The organism is Mucilaginibacter mallensis (genome assembly GCF_900105165.1).
GTDB classification, from domain to species: domain Bacteria; phylum Bacteroidota; class Bacteroidia; order Sphingobacteriales; family Sphingobacteriaceae; genus Mucilaginibacter; species Mucilaginibacter mallensis.
In genome coordinates this window covers 1,161,492-1,182,278 of sequence record NZ_LT629740.1, presented here as the reverse complement: position 1 = coordinate 1,182,278, position 20,787 = coordinate 1,161,492, and the positions used below count along the sequence as shown (strand labels likewise).

Annotated in this window: 10 protein-coding genes; all 10 read right to left on the bottom strand. The window is 39.3% G+C overall.

The annotated features are described in order from the left end of the window. Positions 1-39: 39 nt before the first annotated feature. A complete protein-coding gene (locus BLU33_RS04840) occupies positions 40-2,436 on the bottom strand; it encodes an alpha-amylase family protein (protein WP_157682048.1) in 2,397 nt (798 codons plus the stop codon). 113 nt (positions 2,437-2,549) lie between these two features. Next, positions 2,550-4,766: a glycoside hydrolase family 95 protein gene (locus BLU33_RS04835; RefSeq protein ID WP_091369887.1), complete on the bottom strand. Its 2,217-nt coding sequence runs from the start codon at positions 4,764-4,766 to the stop codon at positions 2,550-2,552. A gap of 76 nt (positions 4,767-4,842) precedes the next feature. Continuing rightward, positions 4,843-7,011 (bottom strand): alpha-galactosidase, encoded by a 2,169-nt coding sequence (locus BLU33_RS04830; protein ID WP_232009396.1) that lies wholly within the window; start codon positions 7,009-7,011, stop codon positions 4,843-4,845. Positions 7,012-7,072: 61 nt separating this feature from the next. Continuing rightward, positions 7,073-9,544 (bottom strand): hypothetical protein, encoded by a 2,472-nt coding sequence (locus tag BLU33_RS04825; RefSeq protein ID WP_091369885.1) that lies wholly within the window; start codon positions 9,542-9,544, stop codon positions 7,073-7,075. Between the two features lie 40 nt (positions 9,545-9,584). Beyond that, a complete protein-coding gene (locus BLU33_RS04820; protein WP_197684556.1) occupies positions 9,585-11,690 on the bottom strand; it encodes a hypothetical protein in 2,106 nt (701 codons plus the stop codon). Positions 11,691-11,988: 298 nt separating this feature from the next. After that, positions 11,989-13,731: a RagB/SusD family nutrient uptake outer membrane protein gene (locus BLU33_RS04815; protein WP_172829213.1), complete on the bottom strand. Its 1,743-nt coding sequence runs from the start codon at positions 13,729-13,731 to the stop codon at positions 11,989-11,991. A 29-nt stretch (positions 13,732-13,760) separates the two neighbouring features. Continuing rightward, positions 13,761-17,192 carry a TonB-dependent receptor gene (locus BLU33_RS04810; RefSeq protein WP_091369881.1) on the bottom strand — a complete coding sequence of 1,144 codons (3,432 nt, stop codon included), beginning with the start codon at positions 17,190-17,192 and terminating at the stop codon, positions 13,761-13,763. Positions 17,193-17,457: 265 nt separating this feature from the next. Next, positions 17,458-18,648 carry a FecR family protein gene (locus tag BLU33_RS04805; protein ID WP_091369879.1) on the bottom strand — a complete coding sequence of 397 codons (1,191 nt, stop codon included), beginning with the start codon at positions 18,646-18,648 and terminating at the stop codon, positions 17,458-17,460. A gap of 82 nt (positions 18,649-18,730) precedes the next feature. Further along, positions 18,731-19,330: an RNA polymerase sigma factor gene (locus BLU33_RS04800; RefSeq protein ID WP_091369877.1), complete on the bottom strand. Its 600-nt coding sequence runs from the start codon at positions 19,328-19,330 to the stop codon at positions 18,731-18,733. Between the two features lie 591 nt (positions 19,331-19,921). Then, complete coding sequence (locus BLU33_RS04795) at positions 19,922-20,761, bottom strand: nuclear transport factor 2 family protein (RefSeq protein WP_091369875.1); 840 nt, start codon at positions 20,759-20,761, stop codon at positions 19,922-19,924. Positions 20,762-20,787: the final 26 nt, after the last annotated feature.

The window sequence follows — 20,787 nt, the reverse complement described above, 5'->3', positions numbered from 1 at the left end:
AATAAGTGGGCTACGTTAATAGAGCGTAATACCCAAACATTAATGATTAGAAACAACATCGTTCTTAAATCTTAATTGCCATTTTATGATCTGACTCTTTTTAGTTTTAATAACTACTCTCATCCACCCCTTTTCTGTTTGAGGTAAAACTTCAATCGTTGCTTCTCCGTTATTTTGAATAATTGTTGCTGCATCTAATTTCCATTTCCCCCCATCGTTCAGGCCTGCAATGCGCAGTTCATATTTGTCGCTACCAATTATTTTGCTGGTTCCTGACAGTGTTCCTGTTTTCCATTCTTCTTTCATTAAATCAATCATGCCTTGTGTAACATGCTGCGAAGTTGAAACAATAACCGGATGATTTGATTTGGCACGCACCGCTATTACCCGGCACGATTCAGAAGCGAGTTCATATGCAAACGAGCCATAAATATTGGGCAGAGGTTTGTTTGCCCAGAAATCAAAAGCATGATAGAGGGTTTTATTGCTTAATCCTGCCCAACTTAAAGAGCAACCAATATTTTGAGAAGCTGTATCCCAATTGAATAAGCCAATTACATTTCGCGGCGTACCAGTTTTTTTATCTGTTGCAAGCCAGATTGAAGGAAGCATTTTATCAAAAGCATCAACCGGCCGTGCAATTCCAGTATGTGAAGCCATACAACGCTTCATAATTTCAATCCTATCATTGGGTAAGTCAGGAAGCCAGTCGCTGCTCAGGAAAAATTGACTGGAAACTGCAACAAACGAAGGTAATAACCGGGCTCTGGTAAGAGAACCAATCCCAGTACTTGCACCATCTGCCGTTGAGGCACCTTTCTCCCTCAACATAGAAGGATCCGGATCGTTCCACCAAACTCTTCCATTTAAAAAATAGAGCCGGGAAGCACGGATTGCACCGGTACGAATACTTTGCCCATCATGATTGAAATCTGGCCCGATACGCATGGAATTAACCAGGCCCATAGAGGCACCGAACGACCGCATATTCTGGCTTGCACAACATCCGGAAAAAAACACATCATCGCCAACTGCATTTCTCAAAACTTTCAGTCCATCCCTAAATGCTTCAATCTGTGTTTTAAGCGGATTGAATAAGGGTTTGTTATTGCCGATACTGTCGTTTTTATATCCATCATTGATGTAAACCTGCTCTGTAACAGTGCCTGTCCATAAGCCATCCATTTTGAAATAATTATAGCCCCAATTGTGCATGGTTTTGGCAACATAGGCAATATGGTTTTGTACATCAGGGTTAGTAAGATCGAGAGAAGTCCCTCCCCATGTAGTTTCATAAGGTTTCCCATTTTTGCGGTATGCAAACCAATTCTGCCGGTCCTTGTATTCAGGGTCCTGATGATTACGGGCAAAAGGCATCCACCATATTCCGGCTGTCAATCCTTCTTTTTTAATGGCAAGTGCAGTGGTTGTCATCCCGTTTGGATAGCCTCCCTTAGGGTCAACACGGTCGAAACCGCGATGAGGGCCATTGTATTGTCCACCAGCCTGCCATTGGTCATCTATTTGAAGAACGCCAAGTCCAAAAGGCTTCAGGTTATCTTTGATAAATTTCGCCAATTCAATGGTGGATGATTCGCTACCGGCACCTCCGTTTTTTTCGGAGTACCATGTGCAATAAACAGCACTACGGGGTTTTAGTCTGATGTTTTGTTGCTTTGCAATTGCATTGGCAAATTGCTCTTCGCCTAAACGGGCATCATCGAAATAACCGATGAGCAATGTTTCAGTAGCTTCGCTTTTCCCGGCAGGCAAAAGAAGATGTCCGTAATCAATTTGAGTTTTTATTTCAACCAGATTATTATCGATGCCTGAAAATACTACACCACTACCCTTTTCATTGGTCAGCCAGCCTGTGACCACCCCATTTCGGGTGGCAGGATCAACGGTTGTAAGAAACACATAACTGCCAGGGTTCTTATCTGGAGCAAGCAATCCACCGGTCCCCAGCGTTTTTAGCTGAGTTGCCGGTTTTCCAAGATCTACCTTAAAAGAAACCGGGTTCAGCTTTGCAATGTTAATAATGCTATCTCCCGTATTTTTTATTTGTTGATTGATAAAAAGAAAAGGTTGTAAAGAATACAAGATAAAAGAAACAGATGAGCCGCTTGCATTACTTACAATTAAAGCTTGTCCCTTACCAAATACCGGATCAACAACATCTCCCTTGCTGATTTTACTAAAATCAATATTCGGAACAAGATCTTTCACAATCATTTTTCCAGCAGACTTCGAAGTCACATTAAAACAATGGGCTTCGGGGTTAAAGGCCACAGTCAAATATGAATTGCTGATACGATTGTTATGCTGATTCACCCTGGGAATGCCGATTTCGGCCGCGGCAGCTCGTTGGTGAACATTAAACGTCAGGTAGAAAAAAGCGAATATTGACGATAAAAGCAAAAAAGGTCTATTCATTTTATTTTTAATTACTGTATATTTTATAGGTTAAATGCAACATATACAATGGATTGACGCTATAGCCTTCGGAAAAACAATAAATAATTTAAAAGACAAGCCGCTCATAATCTTCATTTAAAACGAGATGATACAATCTCCTTAACCTGACCATTTATCCGAAGCTTAACCTTTACAGGCTTTTCAGAATAAACTTGATAAGTGATCACTTTGCCATTAAGCCATTTACAATTAACTGTAAATCCACCACGTGCTTTAAGCCCATTAAAGGATCCTTCGGCAGCCCATTCTTTTGGAATGGCCGGTAATAATTGTATTTCTCCATTTTGACTCTGCAAAAGCATTTCTGCTATAGCCCCGGTAATACCAAAGTTTCCATCCATCTGAAACGGAGGATGATTTGTGAAAAGGTTTGGCAATGTATTATAGGTAAGTAATCCCCTGATCATCATACCTGCTTTTTCGCCTTCTCCTAATCGGGCCCAAAGCGCGCACCGCCAGGGCCATGTCCATGAACGGCGACTGTCTCCAACTGTTGATTCGACCGTAAAAGGAGTATTTATATTTTTTCCATAATTACCACTTCGACTCCTCAATGAGATAATAGCAGCCTTTGCCAGTTCCGGTGTTTTGATCATATTGATTTGACGACCAGGGTAAACCGCGAAGAGGTGCGATGTATGACGGTGCTGATCATCCGGGTCATCCCTATCGGTCTGCCATTCTTGTAATTGCCCCCATTTACCAATCTTATTTGGCGCAAGATGGGCTTGCATGGTTGCCACTTTAATTTGATAATCCCGATCAATGTTCAATGCTGCCGACGCGTCAAGATAATTTTGAAAGAGATCCCATACCAATTGCTGGTCGTGCATCACCCCATCTTCCCTTGGACCATGTTCAGGCGACCATCCATTGGGAACCATCAATGTTCCGTCGGGCATTACCTTCAAACGATCTTCCCAATACTCGCAAATTTCTTTCAGTATGGGATAAGCAGTATTTTTCAGGTAAACCGTATCATTTGTAAATGCCCAATGTTCAAAAACATGATGTGCATACCAGGCACTTGAAGGTATATTCCATTCCCAGCCATTTCCGCCAAAAATATTTTGACTGGTACGGGCCGTCCAACCCCGGGTCTTTTCTCCGAATGCTTTACGTGTTGCAATCCGGCAAGGCTCTTCCGCCGCAACTATAAAATCGATCAAAGGGATATGGCACTCAGACAGGTTAGTAGATTCTGCAGCCCAATAATTCATTTGAATGTTGATATTATTGTGATAATCACTAGCCCACGCCGGTGTGTTACTATTATTCCATAAGCCCTGCAAATTGGCAGGCAGCCCTCCCGGTCGGGACGAGCTTACCAGGAGATAACGTCCGTATTGAAACATAGTTTCCTCCAAATCCGGATCCTGGCCACCGGCCGCATATTTTTTCAAACGAATATCTGTAGGCATTGCGCTGATATCTGCCGCTGTTTTTCCAACATCAATAGTAGCAGCTGTAGTAAGGCGGGTAATATCATTAATATGCCGTGCTTTCAGTTTCTGAAACCCCAATTGTTGTGCATTGCGTGCTTCTTTTTCAATTATTGACATCGGGTCAGCACCGCGCCATCCTGCATTATAATCAGGTTTATAATTAGTGCGTGCATCTAAATAGATAATAATCGTATTGCAGTTTTTAAACACCAGCCTATCCCCTTCAACATAAACCTCACCGCCCTCATGTTCAAAGTTCAACTTTGCAGCGTACTTTAGTTTATTTGGCATCTCACTTGCAAAGCTTATCCCATCCTTATTTGTTATGCTAATTGCTCCCTGTGCCGAAGTCATTGAAATGCTTCCGGATAGTGCAGCTTTTTCACTCGCTGTATATTTAAAAACAATCACTTGGTCGGGATGACTGGCAAATGCCTCGCGAAAAAACCTGACCCCGTTTATTTTAAACGATGTAGTATGAATACCTGTAGTGATATTTAAAGACCGCTCATATTCTGTAGCAACATCAACATGGTTAAAATCTACAACAAACTCGCCAAAATTGCGGTACGAACCAAATCCATGATCCCCGGTTTCATAGTCACCATCCCAATTATTGTCACCACTCCAAAGGCTTTGTTCATTAAATTGAATGCGCTCCGTCTTGATCCCGCCAAACAACATAGCCCCCATACGGCCATTACCTATGGGCAAAGCTTCTGCATCCCATTTTTCAGCGGGGTGGTTATACCATAGCTTCAACTGCTGAACAGGGACACCTGCTTTAGCTATGTTAAATACTAATAATGCCGAAACAGCAAGCAATATTTTAAATTTGATCATTTCGTTAGGAATTCAGTATTAGTTATAATCATTTCCATTTTTTGAGTAATACTCATGATGGTTTCATTTTTTATTATCACTCTATTACCAGCCATGTATAACTTTCCGGTTCAATGGTTACAGGCAATTCTATTTCATAATTCCTGTCAAGGCTATATTTCCTGGCTAAGTTATCTTTTTCTCTTACAGAAGCAATTGTGGTTAGGCCGGTATAATACAATGGCAGCTTTATCGTCCTGGTAATTTTTTCTTTTGTTGGATTGAACAACATAACAAGGCCTTTTTGTTTTAAATGAGCGTTTACATGAATAATTCCATCCCAATCTCTTCCATCGGCGCGCCTGAGGTGTATAATGTCTGAATTAAGGATATCCCTGTATTGCTTATACCATGCTATAGTTTGGGTTACCAGTTGTTTTGTTTTTTCGGTATCGTACAAACGCGGCCCCCTGTAACAGGCTTGTATGCCTGCGCCATAGTATTGCATCATTAATTGTTCGTAATCTTTCAAGTGGTTTGCAAGCGGCTCTAATACGGCGTCTTCACCACCGCCCTGGTAACGGGTGAGCGGTACAAAGCCCCAAACCATTGAGGGGTTTTCTTCCCAGGTTGCATCAAAAATATTCTGACGGTTCAGTACCCTTTGCTGCTCGCGTGACAATGAAAAATTAACCTCACGATATCCCAACGCAATTTTGTTTGTCCCGTCAAGCAAATACCAGTCAGGGGCGTTCACATAAATGCCATGTTCATTGCACCAATGATATAGTCCTTTTTGTAATTCGATCTGTTTCCACTGAGAATCGCCTAAACCTGAATGGCCCGGGTGTGTGGTTGAGGCACAAAGATCACCCGGGTATGGGCCATCATTTTCGAAAATATCAAAACCTGTATTTTCAAGAAAATATTTCAGCTTGTTAATGTAGGCTAATCCCCAATTACTTCCCATACATGGGGCATTCCCAAATTCAGCCGCAACATCGGGCTTACCTGTAACCGGATCAATAACATCATCACTATCGCTAATACGACGGGAACTAAATAATGAATAGCCGCCAATTTTGATCCCTTTTTGATGGGCCAGTTGTGCCAATTGTTTCCATTTCTTAATATTTGCAGCTGTTGTATCTTCCATATCGCAATGGCTGCCAAAGCTGAGTATCAATGCTTCATAGCCGGTTGCAGCGCATTGTTCTATAGCACTTTTCACTTGTTCATCATTATGGCTCACCAGGTGCATAAATATAGGGTTCTCTGCCGTCCAGGGGGCTACCGTAGTGTACATTTTCCTTATGGCAAGCCCACGCCTTTCCCTGTCATAGCTATCCATCAATAATTCGTGGGTGCGAACAGAGTTGAAAACTTCATTTGGCTGCAATTTAATACTCGTAACCTTTTCAGGATATACCTCCAACAGGCAGGGTGTTTCATAATTATAATTTACCTGTGATGTGTAAACCGAATCCGCTTTCCAATGAGTGGTCTGGTCGCTAAGATCATAACGCATCGAATTGTTAAATGCGTAATTGGTTTCTATATAAATGCCATGTTGCTTTTGCATTTGCTCCGGGGTGCCTACTACAGCACTTTCCTCTTCAACCAAACCCAGTATCTCATTAATGGCCCTGTTTATAATTATTGAATGATTACTGTTGTTAGTTACAGACAATGACTTTACAATCAAAGGGATCCCATCGTACAATTCGTAATGAACGGCTACATCAATACCTTTTAATGAATTCGACTGAAAATTCAGTGTAAGCACCTTCCCGGTGGCTTTTTTAATATTGCCAGCCCAAAATGTTTGTTTCCATTTGATATATGGTTGAATTTCGGATACCGAATATGACTTAAACTGAAAGTCATATTCATTTGCAGTAAAGGCGTCAATCCATTCAGGCAACAGGTAAGCCTGTTCCTTTTGGCCATATAAACCTCCTATATTGATCTTCTTTCCGTCAATAGTTAATACCGCTTCGGGTTTTACATTACGTAATAATTGTTGCCCGCTGCTTAGGTTTTCGTAGCTGATACATGCTATATTGGGTTGTATCCGAAAAACTCTTTTCAGCAAGCCATTTGATAGAATGATATCTTTCCCATCTGCTGATTTTTTTATAGAAGCGATATATCCCTTATTGTTGATAAGCCAATCTTTCGCTTGTTTTTCATTGACTGTTTGGCCCTTACCAAACAAAGCGATGAAAATCAAAGTAAAAAAGAGAAAGGATTTTTTAATATTCATTAGTTTTTAAATTTAAGTTTTAGATATTTCTTTTATGCGTTAAATAAAAACAAGCATTTTTTTACCATTTACCAACCTTTTCCGGTTCGCCAACCGATTTAAACTCAATATCAAGACTTGGTGATTGGTCTCCACTGAATTCACTCGTCGCTACAATTTCATTATTCCCACTTCCACAAACAGGAATTTTATCACTGCTGATCACGCTTAGTTTGTTCCATGTTTTATCGCATAAATAAACTTTTTTCCCATCACAACATACACGATCACCCGCCTTTAATGGTGCATTTAACGTAATGGTTTGATAATCGTTAATCTTGAATTGAAAATACGAAACAGTTGCAGTTAAATCATTACCAACAGCCTTAAGAGTAATATAAAACTGTAATGGTTGTTCCTGATAGGGGTTATTAACTATAAATTTAGAGGTAACGGGTTCACCTGTTTGTACCATTCTAAACTTGTGATGATAGCCACGGTTAAGCTTCACAGGATAAAGCTCCCATTTGTTTTTATCTCTTTTTTCGAGGTGAAACTCGTTCTTCGGGTTTTTCATCCTTTCTATTTGTTCTGCAGTGAAAGCATTGGCTCTCCTGGCGTTCTGCCATTCCCTTATCGCTTCAAATAACTGCTCTTTATACCCGTTCTTTTCAATATTCTCATCAACCCGTAACAGATATCCGGCATTAAATGCTGCACTTCTAGCCTGTATCCATTCCACCTCTTCGGGCCTAAACTCGGGGCTTAACGTGAACCACCCAAGCATACCCGGCATCAGGTTCCTGTCAAAATATCGTTGGTTTTCAATTCTATAATTCACCTGGCTCTCCCTTAGTGCATTATACCATGGTTCGCCCCAATTCATAAATGCATAAATGTGCCAATAGTAATGAAAAGTGCTCGCACCACAGGTAAGCGGGTACCTATCAAGGTTTTTGTACCATAGATCTATAAAACGTGCTGATCCATAACTTTCATGCCCGGTTGGTGACACTCCACCAAACCCGTCAAAATCCATTAAGTCGATCCCTGTTTCATTACAAACCTGGGCTAATCGTTTTGAATAGGCGTCCTGAAGGTTGATATCAGGAAAAAAACCGCTATAATCATCATTAGTTAATTTATCAATGGCAGATCCAACGGTATGAGCAATTGCAAGAGTACCATATTGTGCTCTCTTGCAATCAATAAGCCTCCAGGGTTCATCTGTTGAAACTTTTAAATAATTAACTAACTCCTTACCAATCTTAACGGTATGTGTATTTCCTGTATTTTTAAAATAAGTTGGATCTTTTATAAATACAACATCATCATCTTTACCCAGATCTTTTGCCAAAACTGTACTCCCTGTTTTACACAAGCTATCGCTGGGTACGGGAGTAACATAAGCATCATTTTTGGTTGTGAACATGGTAAGTGTATGCACGCCAAGCGAAATCCCCTCTTTTCTTGCTGCATCTGTGGCTTTCCGAATATCCTCAGCCCCTTTAGGAAACCTTGGGGTTGCAAGGCCAAAATGCCCCCATGTTTGAAAAACATCGCCCATATGAACCAATTTGAACCCACAGGCTTTCGCATATTTTATACTTAATGCAGGATCTCCTTCATTTAATAGATATGCCTCACCAGGTATGGTTGACTTTTTGATCCATACCCCATTCAGCATAGGATGAGGAAGTCTTTCTCCTTGTTCTATTTTCCCAATTACGTCCAAAGCCGAGGGTGCAGAACAACCAAACATTGCAATTGCAGAGCCGGCAAAATCTACATCTATCGGTTCAACGTATTGTGAGTAGTTTTTATCTCCCTGTTTAGATTGAATTACCCTTGCGATTCTCCTGTCTCTGGAAAATAAGCGTAACTCACTTCCATAAGGTTTCTTTACTGCGGCACTACCGCGGTATAACCGCACATACTCCGGCATATCTCCAGTAACATTTACATTCACTTCAACTTTCTGCCCTATTTTATCTTTAAGCGAATCAGGCAACTGCTGACCGGGAAGCGGTTCAATAACGCCACCGCTATCGTCTCTGTCGGGTACACCTTCAATGGTGTTGATATTCAGCGCCTGTAAACCGATCGCAAATTTCTGATCACGAACAACGCAAACTGTTTCACCGATTTTTTCATTGATTATAGTTGGATATGGCCCCCATACAACAGCTTGAATACCGTTGCGCGGCTCCAGAGATAACAATTCAAAACGAAGATAATCTCCTTTTGAATCGATACGGATAGTAGCCAATGAGCCATTCTGATATTTTATAAAATATTCACCTGCTTTTTTTGAATTCTGCTGAAATGAAACAGGTAAAATATAAGTGGAATCCTTATAAAGCGAAAGTAAAGGAACCGGTTTTATTGAAGGAAAATACTCATGAGAAGTTTTCTTATCAACAAAGCTATTGACAAATCCTTTACTATCTATCCCAACTTTAAAGTAAGTTGTTTCAAAAGCCGTTTTTTCTATGGTACCAGAAGTAAGCGTAAAAAATAGCACTATAGAAATCCATAGTATATTGTTTTTCATTGGTTTATTAATTTAATTTTTTTCTGTTTCACATTTTCACTCAATACCCATTTTGAATGTCCCGATGCAAGGTTTGCAAATAAATATCTTTCTCGTTTTTTACTTCAAACAACTTCCAGGTATCATTATCTATCTCTTCCAAATGAAACTGACGGGCCTCATCTGCTAGTATTTTTTTAACAGGATTAGTAAAGCTATTGGCTGCTCTTGCATTTTCCCAGGTTTTAATGGCCCGAAAAATTTGATATTTCTGTGGACAGCGTTCTATTGATTCTTGAGATAGGTTCATCATGTAGGTTACTCCCACGCCTACTGAGATGGCTTGCAAATTTTCCCATTCCCGCACTGTTGAATTTGGACGAAGCGGCTCTGTAATTCCAAAAGTAGAAGGGAAAAAATTTGAAAAACACATATTTCTAACATCCTTTCCTTCTATTGCCCATTTTCGGTCTTTTATCAAATACATATTTGTACCACCTCCTACATTCAATACACTTTGATAATGCCATCCGCCTTCTGACAGTGATGCCCCCATTACCCGTTGATAGGGAATGCCTAGTTTTGCTGATTGCTCAAAAAACCTTTTGAAAAATCTTTTGTAAGCATAGTTGCCATGCCCCTGATAAAGGAATCCTTCTTCGCCATCAAAATCAACATAAGCCATACCGTTCACCTTGGAAAGCTGTGCATAATAATCAGCCATTTTATCTTGCAAAAACATATCAGGAACTAAGCCACCATAGCAATTAGTTTGCAGTTTATACACCACGTCGCCGCTCTGATGTGCGGTTGCAGTTGTTTTCCAAAAACCCCTCTTTATATGTTGAAGAGTGTAAGGTTTGGTAGCTGATACTCCTTTATAATAAATTAATTCATTTCCTATTCTTATGATATTGGTGGGATGCCCTTCCCAACCACCGTATTCATTCATATACTGCTGATCATTAATCACAATGTTGGTATCATTGGCACTAATGTTATTGCTAAGCTTTTTTTTCAGCAAAATACATAAGCTATCATTAGGCACCGGGCTCACATCGCTGCTAACATGGCTTTGCAAAAAATTATTCAGCGTATGCAATCCAAATAAAATTCCATTTTTATTGGTTTGATCTGTAAATACTTTAATTGTAGTTTTTCCGGTAGAAAATGGGATCATCCAATTAATATGCCCATAATTGGCGCGATTGGGATAAAACTCGCCCAAACCTTCTGCCTGTATGGCTTTAAAGCCGAGTTGCCTGGTATACGTTAAACAACTGTCATAGCCCCCGAACCATGCCACATCCGGAACGAATCGTGCAGGATCTTTTATCCATTTTCCATTCACTTTCGGGTAAGGTAATTTTTCATTCACAACAACATTTTCCAAAACGCTCAATGCTTTATCATCGGGAGCTCCCCACAAAGCAATAGAAGAACCTATGAAATCTAAATCAGGAATGGCCTGGACCATTTGATGAGTGGGATAGTTCGCCGGCATCAACGGCATTAAAGAAAAATTAATCATTTTTTCTACCCGTCTGTCCGAAGCATGATAAGCTAAACTAATTTGCCCTTTATTATCAATAAAAGCAGTGTTACCTGCTAAAATCCTGTAATATTCTTCGGGATGCGAAAAAAAAGCAACATCGTTGATGCCATTACCCCCCAAACTAAACATCTGGCCCTCGCGCAAGCTATCGGGTAATGGGAATCTGGCAACGTCGGGAGAGTGAATGACATATTGGGATGGCGCGAAATCGCCAACTGAATTTGCTTCACCACCTGTGGTGGCATCATTTAAAGCCAAAGCACCTATTGAATAATTTATGGCTTCGCTGGTATCACGTGCTACGCCTATTATTTCGCCAAAAAGGTTGGTGATATTAGTATGAAAAGGGCCCCATTGAATATTGTCGATATCCTTGCGGGGAGAAAGGGACTTTAAGGTAAATTTAAAATATTTTTTATTGCCGGGTTCAATCAAAACAGTTGCTTTAGCGCCGTTGCTATAGGTAAGCAGCAATTCCCGTTTAGCAGCATTGTATAGGGCCGATTGAGGCAAATAGTATTTATCATTTTTAGAATTATATAAACAAAGCAATGGTGAGGATTTATCGGTTGGGCTAAATTCCCTGCTTGGTATTGTAACAGTATTTTTCATACTGGTGATAAACCCTTTATTATCGATATGAATTTTGAAATAGTTTGTTGATAGATCTAATTGAGCATAGCATATTCCCGACGTGAAGCTTATAATACAAAAAAACAGGATAACGACTTTTTTTACTTGAGTAATGATTTTGTTTTGCATTGCGATTTTATATTTTTTTCATTCAATCTGATTTTCTAATGAACAAAGAATTCAAATGGTCGACTTTATTTTGAGTTGATGTTTCCGCACAGTAAAAAATAGGGGGCCCCCAGGCCCCCTATTACAAACACACTAACATCAAACTAAACTATTGTAATGGGTCGAATGTGCCGCCCCAATTATTATTTTGCTGAAGTTTAGGATTCCTGTTTAAAACAGCCAAAGGGATCCCATAAATGTAGTATTGGTCTTTTATTGCTATATTATAAACGTCGGTAGGAATAACGGTAGAAGTAAATTTCGGCCATACAACATTAATATCATCTAATGGATTAACGTCAGTTTGACCGGATTTTAATACAATTCCTAATCCGTGGCGTTGACCAAGGCCTCTTAGATAACCAAATAATTTCCAGCGCCTTAAATCGTTCCAGCGTTTACCCTCAAATGCAAACTCTACAAACCTTTCGTTCTGGTAGGCAGTACGAATTGCTGATTGCGATGTGGCAGTAATTCCATAATTATTACCTGCTCCAGGTAATATACCCGCGCGAGCCCTAATCTGATGTAATACATTTAACGCGACCTGTGTATTTCCAACTTCATTGGCAGCCTCTCCATAATTCATCAATACCTCTGCATACCTGATTTCAGGCCAATCAACCGCGGCATTATAAACCGTTCCCTGTACAATTGTTGGATCAATTGCTTTCATCCTATAAAAACTAGAGTTTGACCATAACGGATCAGTTGTTACCTGATTATGCGCACCTTCAATCCCGGATGGGCCGTCATAATTTGTTACACTATCAAAATAAGTCCATAAATAGGTATTTGAAGCTTTCATACCGGCTAAATATTGTATGGGATCGCCATTGTAATAAATGTTGGCATAAAACCTATCATCTCTGTTTTTAAACAAAGTATCATAGGCCATTTTTGTCGGGTCCCAGGCTGAACCATCTTTCATTGGGAAAGCATTAACCAGTTCTAACGAAGGCCTATCATACCCCACAGCATCTTTAGACCAATTAAGAGGTATAAGCCCCCCCTGAAAATAAGTTGCTTGTGGGTAACTAAATAAGTGAATCATTATATCTTCTTCATTCGGCTGTGAATTCCATATCGTGTTATAAACAGGATGCAAAGCTTTTCCGTGAGCAGCACAAAATGTGTTGGCTGCTGAAGTTGCGGCATAAGCTGCCTGCCACTTTGTTGGATCATTGTTAGGATTGAACAATGGGCTGGCAAAAAACAATAGCACTCTGCCCTTAAAAGCCATAGCCGCACCTTGATCTATTCTTCCATAATCATTGCCAGACCAGCTTGTGGGAAGTAAGGCAATAGCGTCATCCAGATCTTTTACAATTTGTGTTACACATTCAGTTGTTGTGTTTCGTGGTAACTGTAATGTTGTAAGATCTGTTGTAACAGGTTGGGGGCTGAGTATGAGCGGTACACCTCCATATTCATTTACCAGGCTATAATATGCCCAGGCTCTCCAAAATAATCCCTGACCTTTTATCGCATTTTTATCATTAGTATCAAACGTAGCCTGATCAATATTTGCCAAAAGGATATTGATAGTCCGGATATTATTATACTGCCCAAAGTCGTTCTGCGAATCAAAGGTGGCAGTTCCTGAAAACCAGGTATTCGTTGTCCGTTGATAGGCGACACCTTCATCAGTTCCATTTCCGGTACCATACGTATTACCCGGCATCATCGTGTTATAAATGCCATTAAGATAAGCATTGGCATTAGCTGCGCTGGCCCAAACTTCTGATGGGGAAATAGCCGCGAGATTCATCTTGTCAAGCACTTTATTGCAGCTAAAAGAAAATAGCCCTGCAAAAAAAACCGCAATGGATATAATAGCTTTATTTTTCATATTCATAAATTTTTTAATAAATTTTAGATTTAGAACTTAACATTAAGTCCTAATGAAAATGTCTTCATCTCTGGATAGCTCATAAATTGATAAACCTCCGGGTCATAAAATTTAAATGGTGTTAAACAAAATAAATTAGTTCCTGAAGCAAATATCTGAGCTGTATGCACGCCCAATTTCTTCAACAATCCTTCGGGAAGGTTGTAGCCAAAATTCAGATATTTCATTCTTACAAAACCTGCATTAAAAGTATTAAATGACGAATTGGGAACATATGTTGCTCTTGCATCTCCCCAAGGGAAAATTTCAGGAGTTGTACCATTCGGATTTGATGGTGACCATGAATTGGCATGATAAAGAGGAACTAGCCCGCCGCCACCAAAGTTTCTGCCCCAGGGATCATTATAACTGTTTTGAAAGCCGGCAAGCCCTGCAAACTGCATATCTAAAGTAAACCTTTTGTATACTAAATTAATTAATACGCCATATGATATAGGCGCGTTAGCAGCACCAAGGTGGTTAGAAAGTACAACATTGTCGTAACCATCAATTTTACCATCAGGCACACCATTAGGACCGCTCACATCTTTAAAATTCATCATTCCCAATTGTGGAACAGCACCATTAATGGTATAACCTGTAGGCAATGCGTTCAGCTGTGCCTGTGTACGAATGATACCGGTAGCCTCAAGGCCGGTGAAGTAACCCAGTGGTTTGCCATTCGGGTTATTCACAGCTTGAGTACCCGGAGCCACATCCTCCTTGATCACTTTCGTTTCGGCCAGGCCGAAATTGCCTTTAACGGCATAAGAGAAATCACTTCCAATTTTGTTATGGTATGCCAGGTCAACTTCCAAACCGTGTGCATTCATTATGCCATAGTTAACTTCCGGAAAACTGCCGCCAAATTCAACCGGCAGTGCAAGCACACGCGCTCCAAGGATGTCATAAGTATGTTTCGTCCAAAACTCTGTAGTAAAAGTGAAGTTCTTTAGGAACTGCACATCAATACCCGCATCGTACGAGTTTGATCTTTCCCAGGTAAGGTTAGGATTAGGGATACCGCCATAGGCTAATATAGGTGCGGTTGTACTCGGATTGCCTAAATAATAAGTACTTGATTGTATATTATACTGTTCCTGCCATGCCCAGGTTGGACCTGTAGTACCGGCAATAGCATCATTACCGGTGGAGCCAAAGGAAAAGCGTAGTTTCAGCAGATCAATAAAATTGTGAACGTTACTATTTTGGAAAAAGTTCTCTCTCGAAATCACCCAACCGGTTGATATAGAAGGAAACCATCCCCACCGCTGGTTAGGGGCAAAATTCATAGAACCATCTCTACGAATAGACGAAGAGAATAAATACTTTCCGGCATAATCATAGTTCAATCTTCCTATATAAGATAACCTCCCGTTCTGAACCTCATTACCACTTGTGGTCACATCGTTCGGATTTTGGCTGGTTGCAAAAAATTGATCGATTGCAACGAGCGGGAAATTATTGTGATACATTGAAAAATAATTAGAATCATATTCATACTGCTCGTATCCTGCAAAGGCTGAGATATGATGATTCCCAAATGAATGGTCATAATTTATCTGAGCATTTAATTGATAAGAATTTGTTTTGGTGTATTCGTTACCATAGTAAGGTGTACCCGGATCACCACTTAACTGTGAGCCCAGCACTTTATCTGTCCAGATGAGATTATTAGTCCCTGTAGTTTGAAAATTGTAAAGGGTTTGCTGTTGTGCAAAGTTTTTAATATAACTATTATCAATGTTTCTGCTATAAGATCCTTTAACAGACAATCCCGGTACAGCTGAAATCTTATATTCGGCATCAACCAACGCGTCAAGTTGTTGGTTAGTGTTGTTCCATGAACCACCGTCTTTCATCATCTCAATAGGGTTACCCAACCATCCCGGGTTAACAGGAAGGCCATTGATATATGGCGGCGTAAACGGGAAAAAATACAACAATTTACCCCAAAGGTTATTTAAATCAGCAGAGCCATAATCATAGGTGAAATTAAACCGGTTACGGTCTCCATCACTATTGCTTAAATTTAAACCCACTGTCAGGTCCTTACTTAATTTAGCTTGAATATTGCCTCTCAGATTGAGTTTATTATACCAAACCTGTGGTAAAAAACCATTTTCATCATAATAAGATGCGCCAAGGTAGTAGGTAACAAAATCATCCCCGCCTGATACACTCAATGCGTATTTTTGAGTATTAGGGTTTTTATAAACAGCATTATACCACATCCTTCCATCAGGATTTATTTTGAGCGCATTTGCTTTTTCTGCTGCTGAAATCCCCCCATTAACTGCATTGGTGAGGTCAATACCTGCGGCAAAAGGCATAAACTGAGGTAGCTCTCCAGTTCTATCCGTACTAAATATGGAATTAAATTGAATAACCGGCTTCCCTTTTTTACCGGTTTTGGTGGTTACAAGTATTACCCCGTCTGAAGAACGTGAACCATAAATAGCAGAGGAAGCAGCATCTTTCAATACTGTTATGCTAGCTACTTCGTTAGGGTCTAATGCGTTAAAACTTGTTGCATCACGAACTACCCCATCAATTACAAATAGTGGACCGGTAGAATTCCAGGAAGACGGCGCTCTGATGGTAATAGCTGATGCAATACCAGGTGTACCTGTACCAGATGATACAAAAGTACCTGACAAACGACCTTGCAAAACATTCGATAGGTTTGAAGTGGGAATAAGTGCTATTTCATCAGATTTGATACTCGTAACAGCAGTGGTTAAAGTTGCCTTGCTTTGTGTACCATAACCTACCACTACTACATCATTCAATGAGGCAACCCCTCCTTTTAAAGTTACGTTAATTTCCAAATGGTTTTGAACAGGCATTTCAACAGGTTTATAGCCTATAAATGAAAACACCAAAACCGCATCAGCATCCGCTTTTATCGTGTATTCGCCTTTAGTGTCGGTAACAGTGCCCTTTGAAGTGCCTTTTATACGCACGTTCACACCTGGTAACACCAAACCTGCAGTATCAGTTACTTTTCCATGAATATCAATAGGCTGAACTGACGAACTTGATGTTTTATCTCCGGGAGAAGGTTCGTCAAGCTTTAGTAAAATATTTTTATCAACTATTTTAAAAGCTATTGCAGTATTGTTAAGACAAGCTTTCAATGTTTCATCAATTGAACCATTGGTAACGTTCACGGTTACAATTGTTTCCTTTATACCTTGGTTAGTATATAAAAATACATATCCTGTTTGTTTCTCAATTGAATGCAAAACTTTTTCCAAAGAGGCATTTCTTTCGTTAAGGTTTATTTGTTGGCTATAACTTTTGGCATAGACCTGCATGAATGCCATAATCAAAAAAACCACAGTTAATTTCATAACCAGAAATAATTTGGGTGGTAGCCATGCCTTGGGCATAGCCATAGAGTAATCATTAAATTTCATACTTTTGTAAAAATTGGGTTAATACATTAAGATAGTTTGACCAAATTGTTTTTCCCGATAGTATCGGGAGGGTTAACCCATATAATTCCGTAGAGGTGCTTCGACTCACCTCTGCGGTTTTTTACATTTCACCTCTTTTTTAAATCTTGTAAAAGAGATTCAATCTATTTTGGGGTTAACCTTGCTGGTTTAATGCTAGGTTCGTAATTGTTTTTTCATCTTCTTTTTGGTTTAATAATTAATAATTGGTTGTTTATTGATAAGGTTAAGGCATTACTATGATCTTCTTTTTGACGCCCTCGTTTTCAATCTTAAAGTGAACTTTAAAGTAACTCAGCATATCCAAAATTTGTGCGGCATTTATATCCCTGTGCAGTTTCCCTGTAAATAATATGTCAGGTATTTTCCCCTCATATTCTACATCTACATCATACCAACGCGCCAGTTGTCTCATAACGATTCCGATATTTGCGTCTTTAAAGTCAAACAATCCGTTTTTCCATGCGACCATTTCATCTACATCTACGTTAGCCAGGTGAATATCCCCGTTCTCCAACTGTGCCTGTTCACCAGGTTTAAGTATTTTATTTTTACCTACTGATGTCACTGCTACACTCCCCTCAAGCAAAGTGGTCTTAACTGCACTTTCATCGCTGTAAGCATTGATATTAAAGTGTGTCCCTAAATCTTCGACTATTTGACCGTTGCAGATGACCCTGAAAGGTTTGGCTGCATCGTGTTTCACTTCAAAATAAGCTTCTCCGGTAATCTCTACCCGGCGTTCATTACCGGTAAAGGCAGTTGGGTATTTTATAGAGGATGCTGCATTTAACCAAACATTGGTGCCATCGGCTAAAGTAAGATGGTACTGACCGCCTCGCGGTGTTTCTATTGAGTTGTAGCTTATAAATGCTGTGTTTTGAGCGGCAGTTGAGGCATCTGTATAAACTACTTGCCCGTTACTGGTTTTGCTAATGGTAATTGCACCTTGTTTTGCTAAGGTCCCATTTTTTGCACCGGTCAAAACAATCTGTTTTCCACTAGCTAAAATCAATATAGCTTTGTTGCCGCCAGGGGCGATATCATTATGCAGCGGTTGATTATGGACGATTTGCTTACCGGGTGCTTGTTTATGCCATAAAAAGTACCCGCCAATTGAAATGAATAATAAGATGGAAGCGGCAGCGGCTATTTTCCCCCAGGTGGAGAATAGGGTAACTATTGTATTAGGTTTTTCATATTTATCAATCCGGTTCTCAATTTTAGCAAGCAAATCAGCGTCAGTAATACTGTTTACCGGATAATGCTTCAGAATTCCCTGGTAAGATTCGAGTATTTGCTCATATTCTTTAAGGTCGAGGGTTGAAATCAGTTCCATAAATTCCTCCTGTTCGGCGACCGTTATAGTTCCATTTGCAAATTTCTCTAAGAAAAGTATAATTTCCTGTTGTATCATTTATCCTCTAATTATATAGAAGACGAACAGCATGTAAAAAAGTACACCTTGTTTTTATAATAAAAATAAAATGAGTTGTATTTTAAAAAAAGCAGGCGATCAATAGAAATAAAAGAGGCCAGTCTGTATGGTAATGGAGATGCTGTTTTATGAAATTAATAGCTTCATACAGTTGTTTTTTTACAGCAGACCTGGTTATATTCAAAGAGCCGGCAATTTCATCAATGGTCATATCCTGCTGAGTACGCATATCAAATATTTTTTTCCGTTGAGGAGTTAATGAACCAATTGCAGCTTTAGCTGAATTTAAATATTCTGAATATATCAGGTTATTATCTGAAGGTGAGTCCATCGGTTCTTCCTGATAGCCCAGTTGACCCATAATTTTTTGCAAACATTGATCACGCTTACGGGCATCAATTAATTGATGTTTAGCCATCTTAAATAAATAAGCTTCAAATGACCTTAATCCAATCAATGTTTCCTTACGCATCCATATTTTCAAAAATATATCCTGAATTATTTCTTCAGTATGTTCTTTAGAGGCATTAGTAAAAGGATATATAAAACGATATATTAAAGGCGTATAAAAAGTATAAATCCGAGCATAGGCATTGCTGTCTCCGGATGCGACCCGTGCAAGCAGCACCTTTTCATCAGCAAGAAGCTCAGAATTTTTCATCAATATTATAGTCTTTTATTAGGTTTTAATAATTGAAATTAACTGCACCAAGCGATACTTCCTAATTTTCAGGACCACAAAATCTACGCAAACGTTTGTATTTCAATATAAAAGGCATTCTAACGTTAGCGTTGACAATATTTCAACAGCCTAAGTGAATTTCCGAAAAAGGAGTTTCCTGGTCTACAATCAAAATTTCGCAAGCCGCAGTCGGGAAAATTCATATGTTAATCAAGTCATCTTCTATTTATTACTTTTGTTACTCATTGAAGTTGAAAAATAACAACTGAGTAAAATAAAAAACAGCTAACAATGAGCTGTATATTCATTTTATTCTATTGCAGTTTCCCCTCATTTAAGCTATTATAAAAGCGTGGCAGGCATAGAATTAACAACAGTTACACAATTAGTTACATTCAAAAAGTAACAAATAAGTAACACTGCATATAAAAATCCTGATATAGTTCGCCGGACAGGAGACAATATCTGTTTTCAATAAAAAGGATATTTTGAGGCTGTTCCCATTTACTAAACTCTGTTCGTGGAAAACGGTAGAACTTTGGAAACCTAATTCAGGAACATGATAAAATACTATAAAGCAATCCCAAATGCTTTTGCCATTACCAATTGGTTGAAGTACTCTGTGTATTCAATGATCTTGTTATCCTTCAGTTTGAAAGTTCCCAGGTAGTCATTCTCATATTTCCCTCCTGACTTGATCTCGATTTTCCCTCTGAACTTCACAAAGAAGAAATTCGGGTCTTCCGTTGCAAATATCTCTCTGGGAAAACGCATCTGGCCGAAGGTTTCCACCAGGCCACTATATTGTTTGTAAATGCCTTCTGCACCATCGAAACTTTTTGGGAAGCCCTCGGGTGAATAAGGATTTAGTTGTTTCCCATTTATGGCGAATAACTCTTTAAGCATTTCAAATTTTGGGGTTTCCAGTGCCACAAAGAAGTTATCAACCATTTTTCTATTTTGCTCTATCAATACTTGTTTTTGCATTTTTTGAGTGGCCAAAGCAGGTAAATTGATATTTCCACTTTGTTGAGTGAAATTAAATTTGTGTTCTGTAATAAGCCAATTTCTATTTACTAATTTCAATTTCGTATCGTAGGTTCCTTTCACTACCCAAATCTCATGGTTGAGAAAATGGTCTGCTTTCCCTGGATAATGAGCGGCCGCGTCATTGCCATTTATTTTTACAATGAAGCCCGATAAGTTATGGTTGGTTCTATCAAATCCGGGTAAAAAGGCTGCCCAAGCAGTGGTTATGTAATTTGGACTGAGATTAGTTGCAGCAATACCTGTCATTGATGAATAATCTAACAATACAATATCATTCATAGTTGCTTCAACTTTTTGCCAGTTTCTTTCGTCAGCGCCGGCAAAAAGGTTTTTGATCTGTTGAACTATTTTATTTTCCATTTCTTTATACGTTTGAAAACATTTAT

Excerpts from the sequence above, each read along its gene's own strand:
- BLU33_RS04840 (WP_157682048.1), bottom strand. The coding sequence starts at position 2,436 with ATGAATAGACCTTTTTTGCTTTTATCGTCAATATTCGCTTTTTTCTAC.
- BLU33_RS04835 (WP_091369887.1), bottom strand. The coding sequence starts at position 4,766 with ATGATCAAATTTAAAATATTGCTTGCTGTTTCGGCATTATTAGTATTT.
- BLU33_RS04830 (WP_232009396.1), bottom strand. The coding sequence starts at position 7,011 with ATGAATATTAAAAAATCCTTTCTCTTTTTTACTTTGATTTTCATCGCT.
- BLU33_RS04825 (WP_091369885.1), bottom strand. The coding sequence starts at position 9,544 with ATGAAAAACAATATACTATGGATTTCTATAGTGCTATTTTTTACGCTT.
- BLU33_RS04820 (WP_197684556.1), bottom strand. The coding sequence starts at position 11,690 with ATGAAAAATACTGTTACAATACCAAGCAGGGAATTTAGCCCAACCGAT.
- BLU33_RS04815 (WP_172829213.1), bottom strand. The coding sequence starts at position 13,731 with ATGAAAAATAAAGCTATTATATCCATTGCGGTTTTTTTTGCAGGGCTA.
- BLU33_RS04810 (WP_091369881.1), bottom strand. The coding sequence starts at position 17,192 with ATGAAATTTAATGATTACTCTATGGCTATGCCCAAGGCATGGCTACCA.
- BLU33_RS04805 (WP_091369879.1), bottom strand. The coding sequence starts at position 18,648 with ATGATACAACAGGAAATTATACTTTTCTTAGAGAAATTTGCAAATGGA.
- BLU33_RS04800 (WP_091369877.1), bottom strand. The coding sequence starts at position 19,330 with ATGAAAAATTCTGAGCTTCTTGCTGATGAAAAGGTGCTGCTTGCACGG.
- BLU33_RS04795 (WP_091369875.1), bottom strand. The coding sequence starts at position 20,761 with ATGGAAAATAAAATAGTTCAACAGATCAAAAACCTTTTTGCCGGCGCT.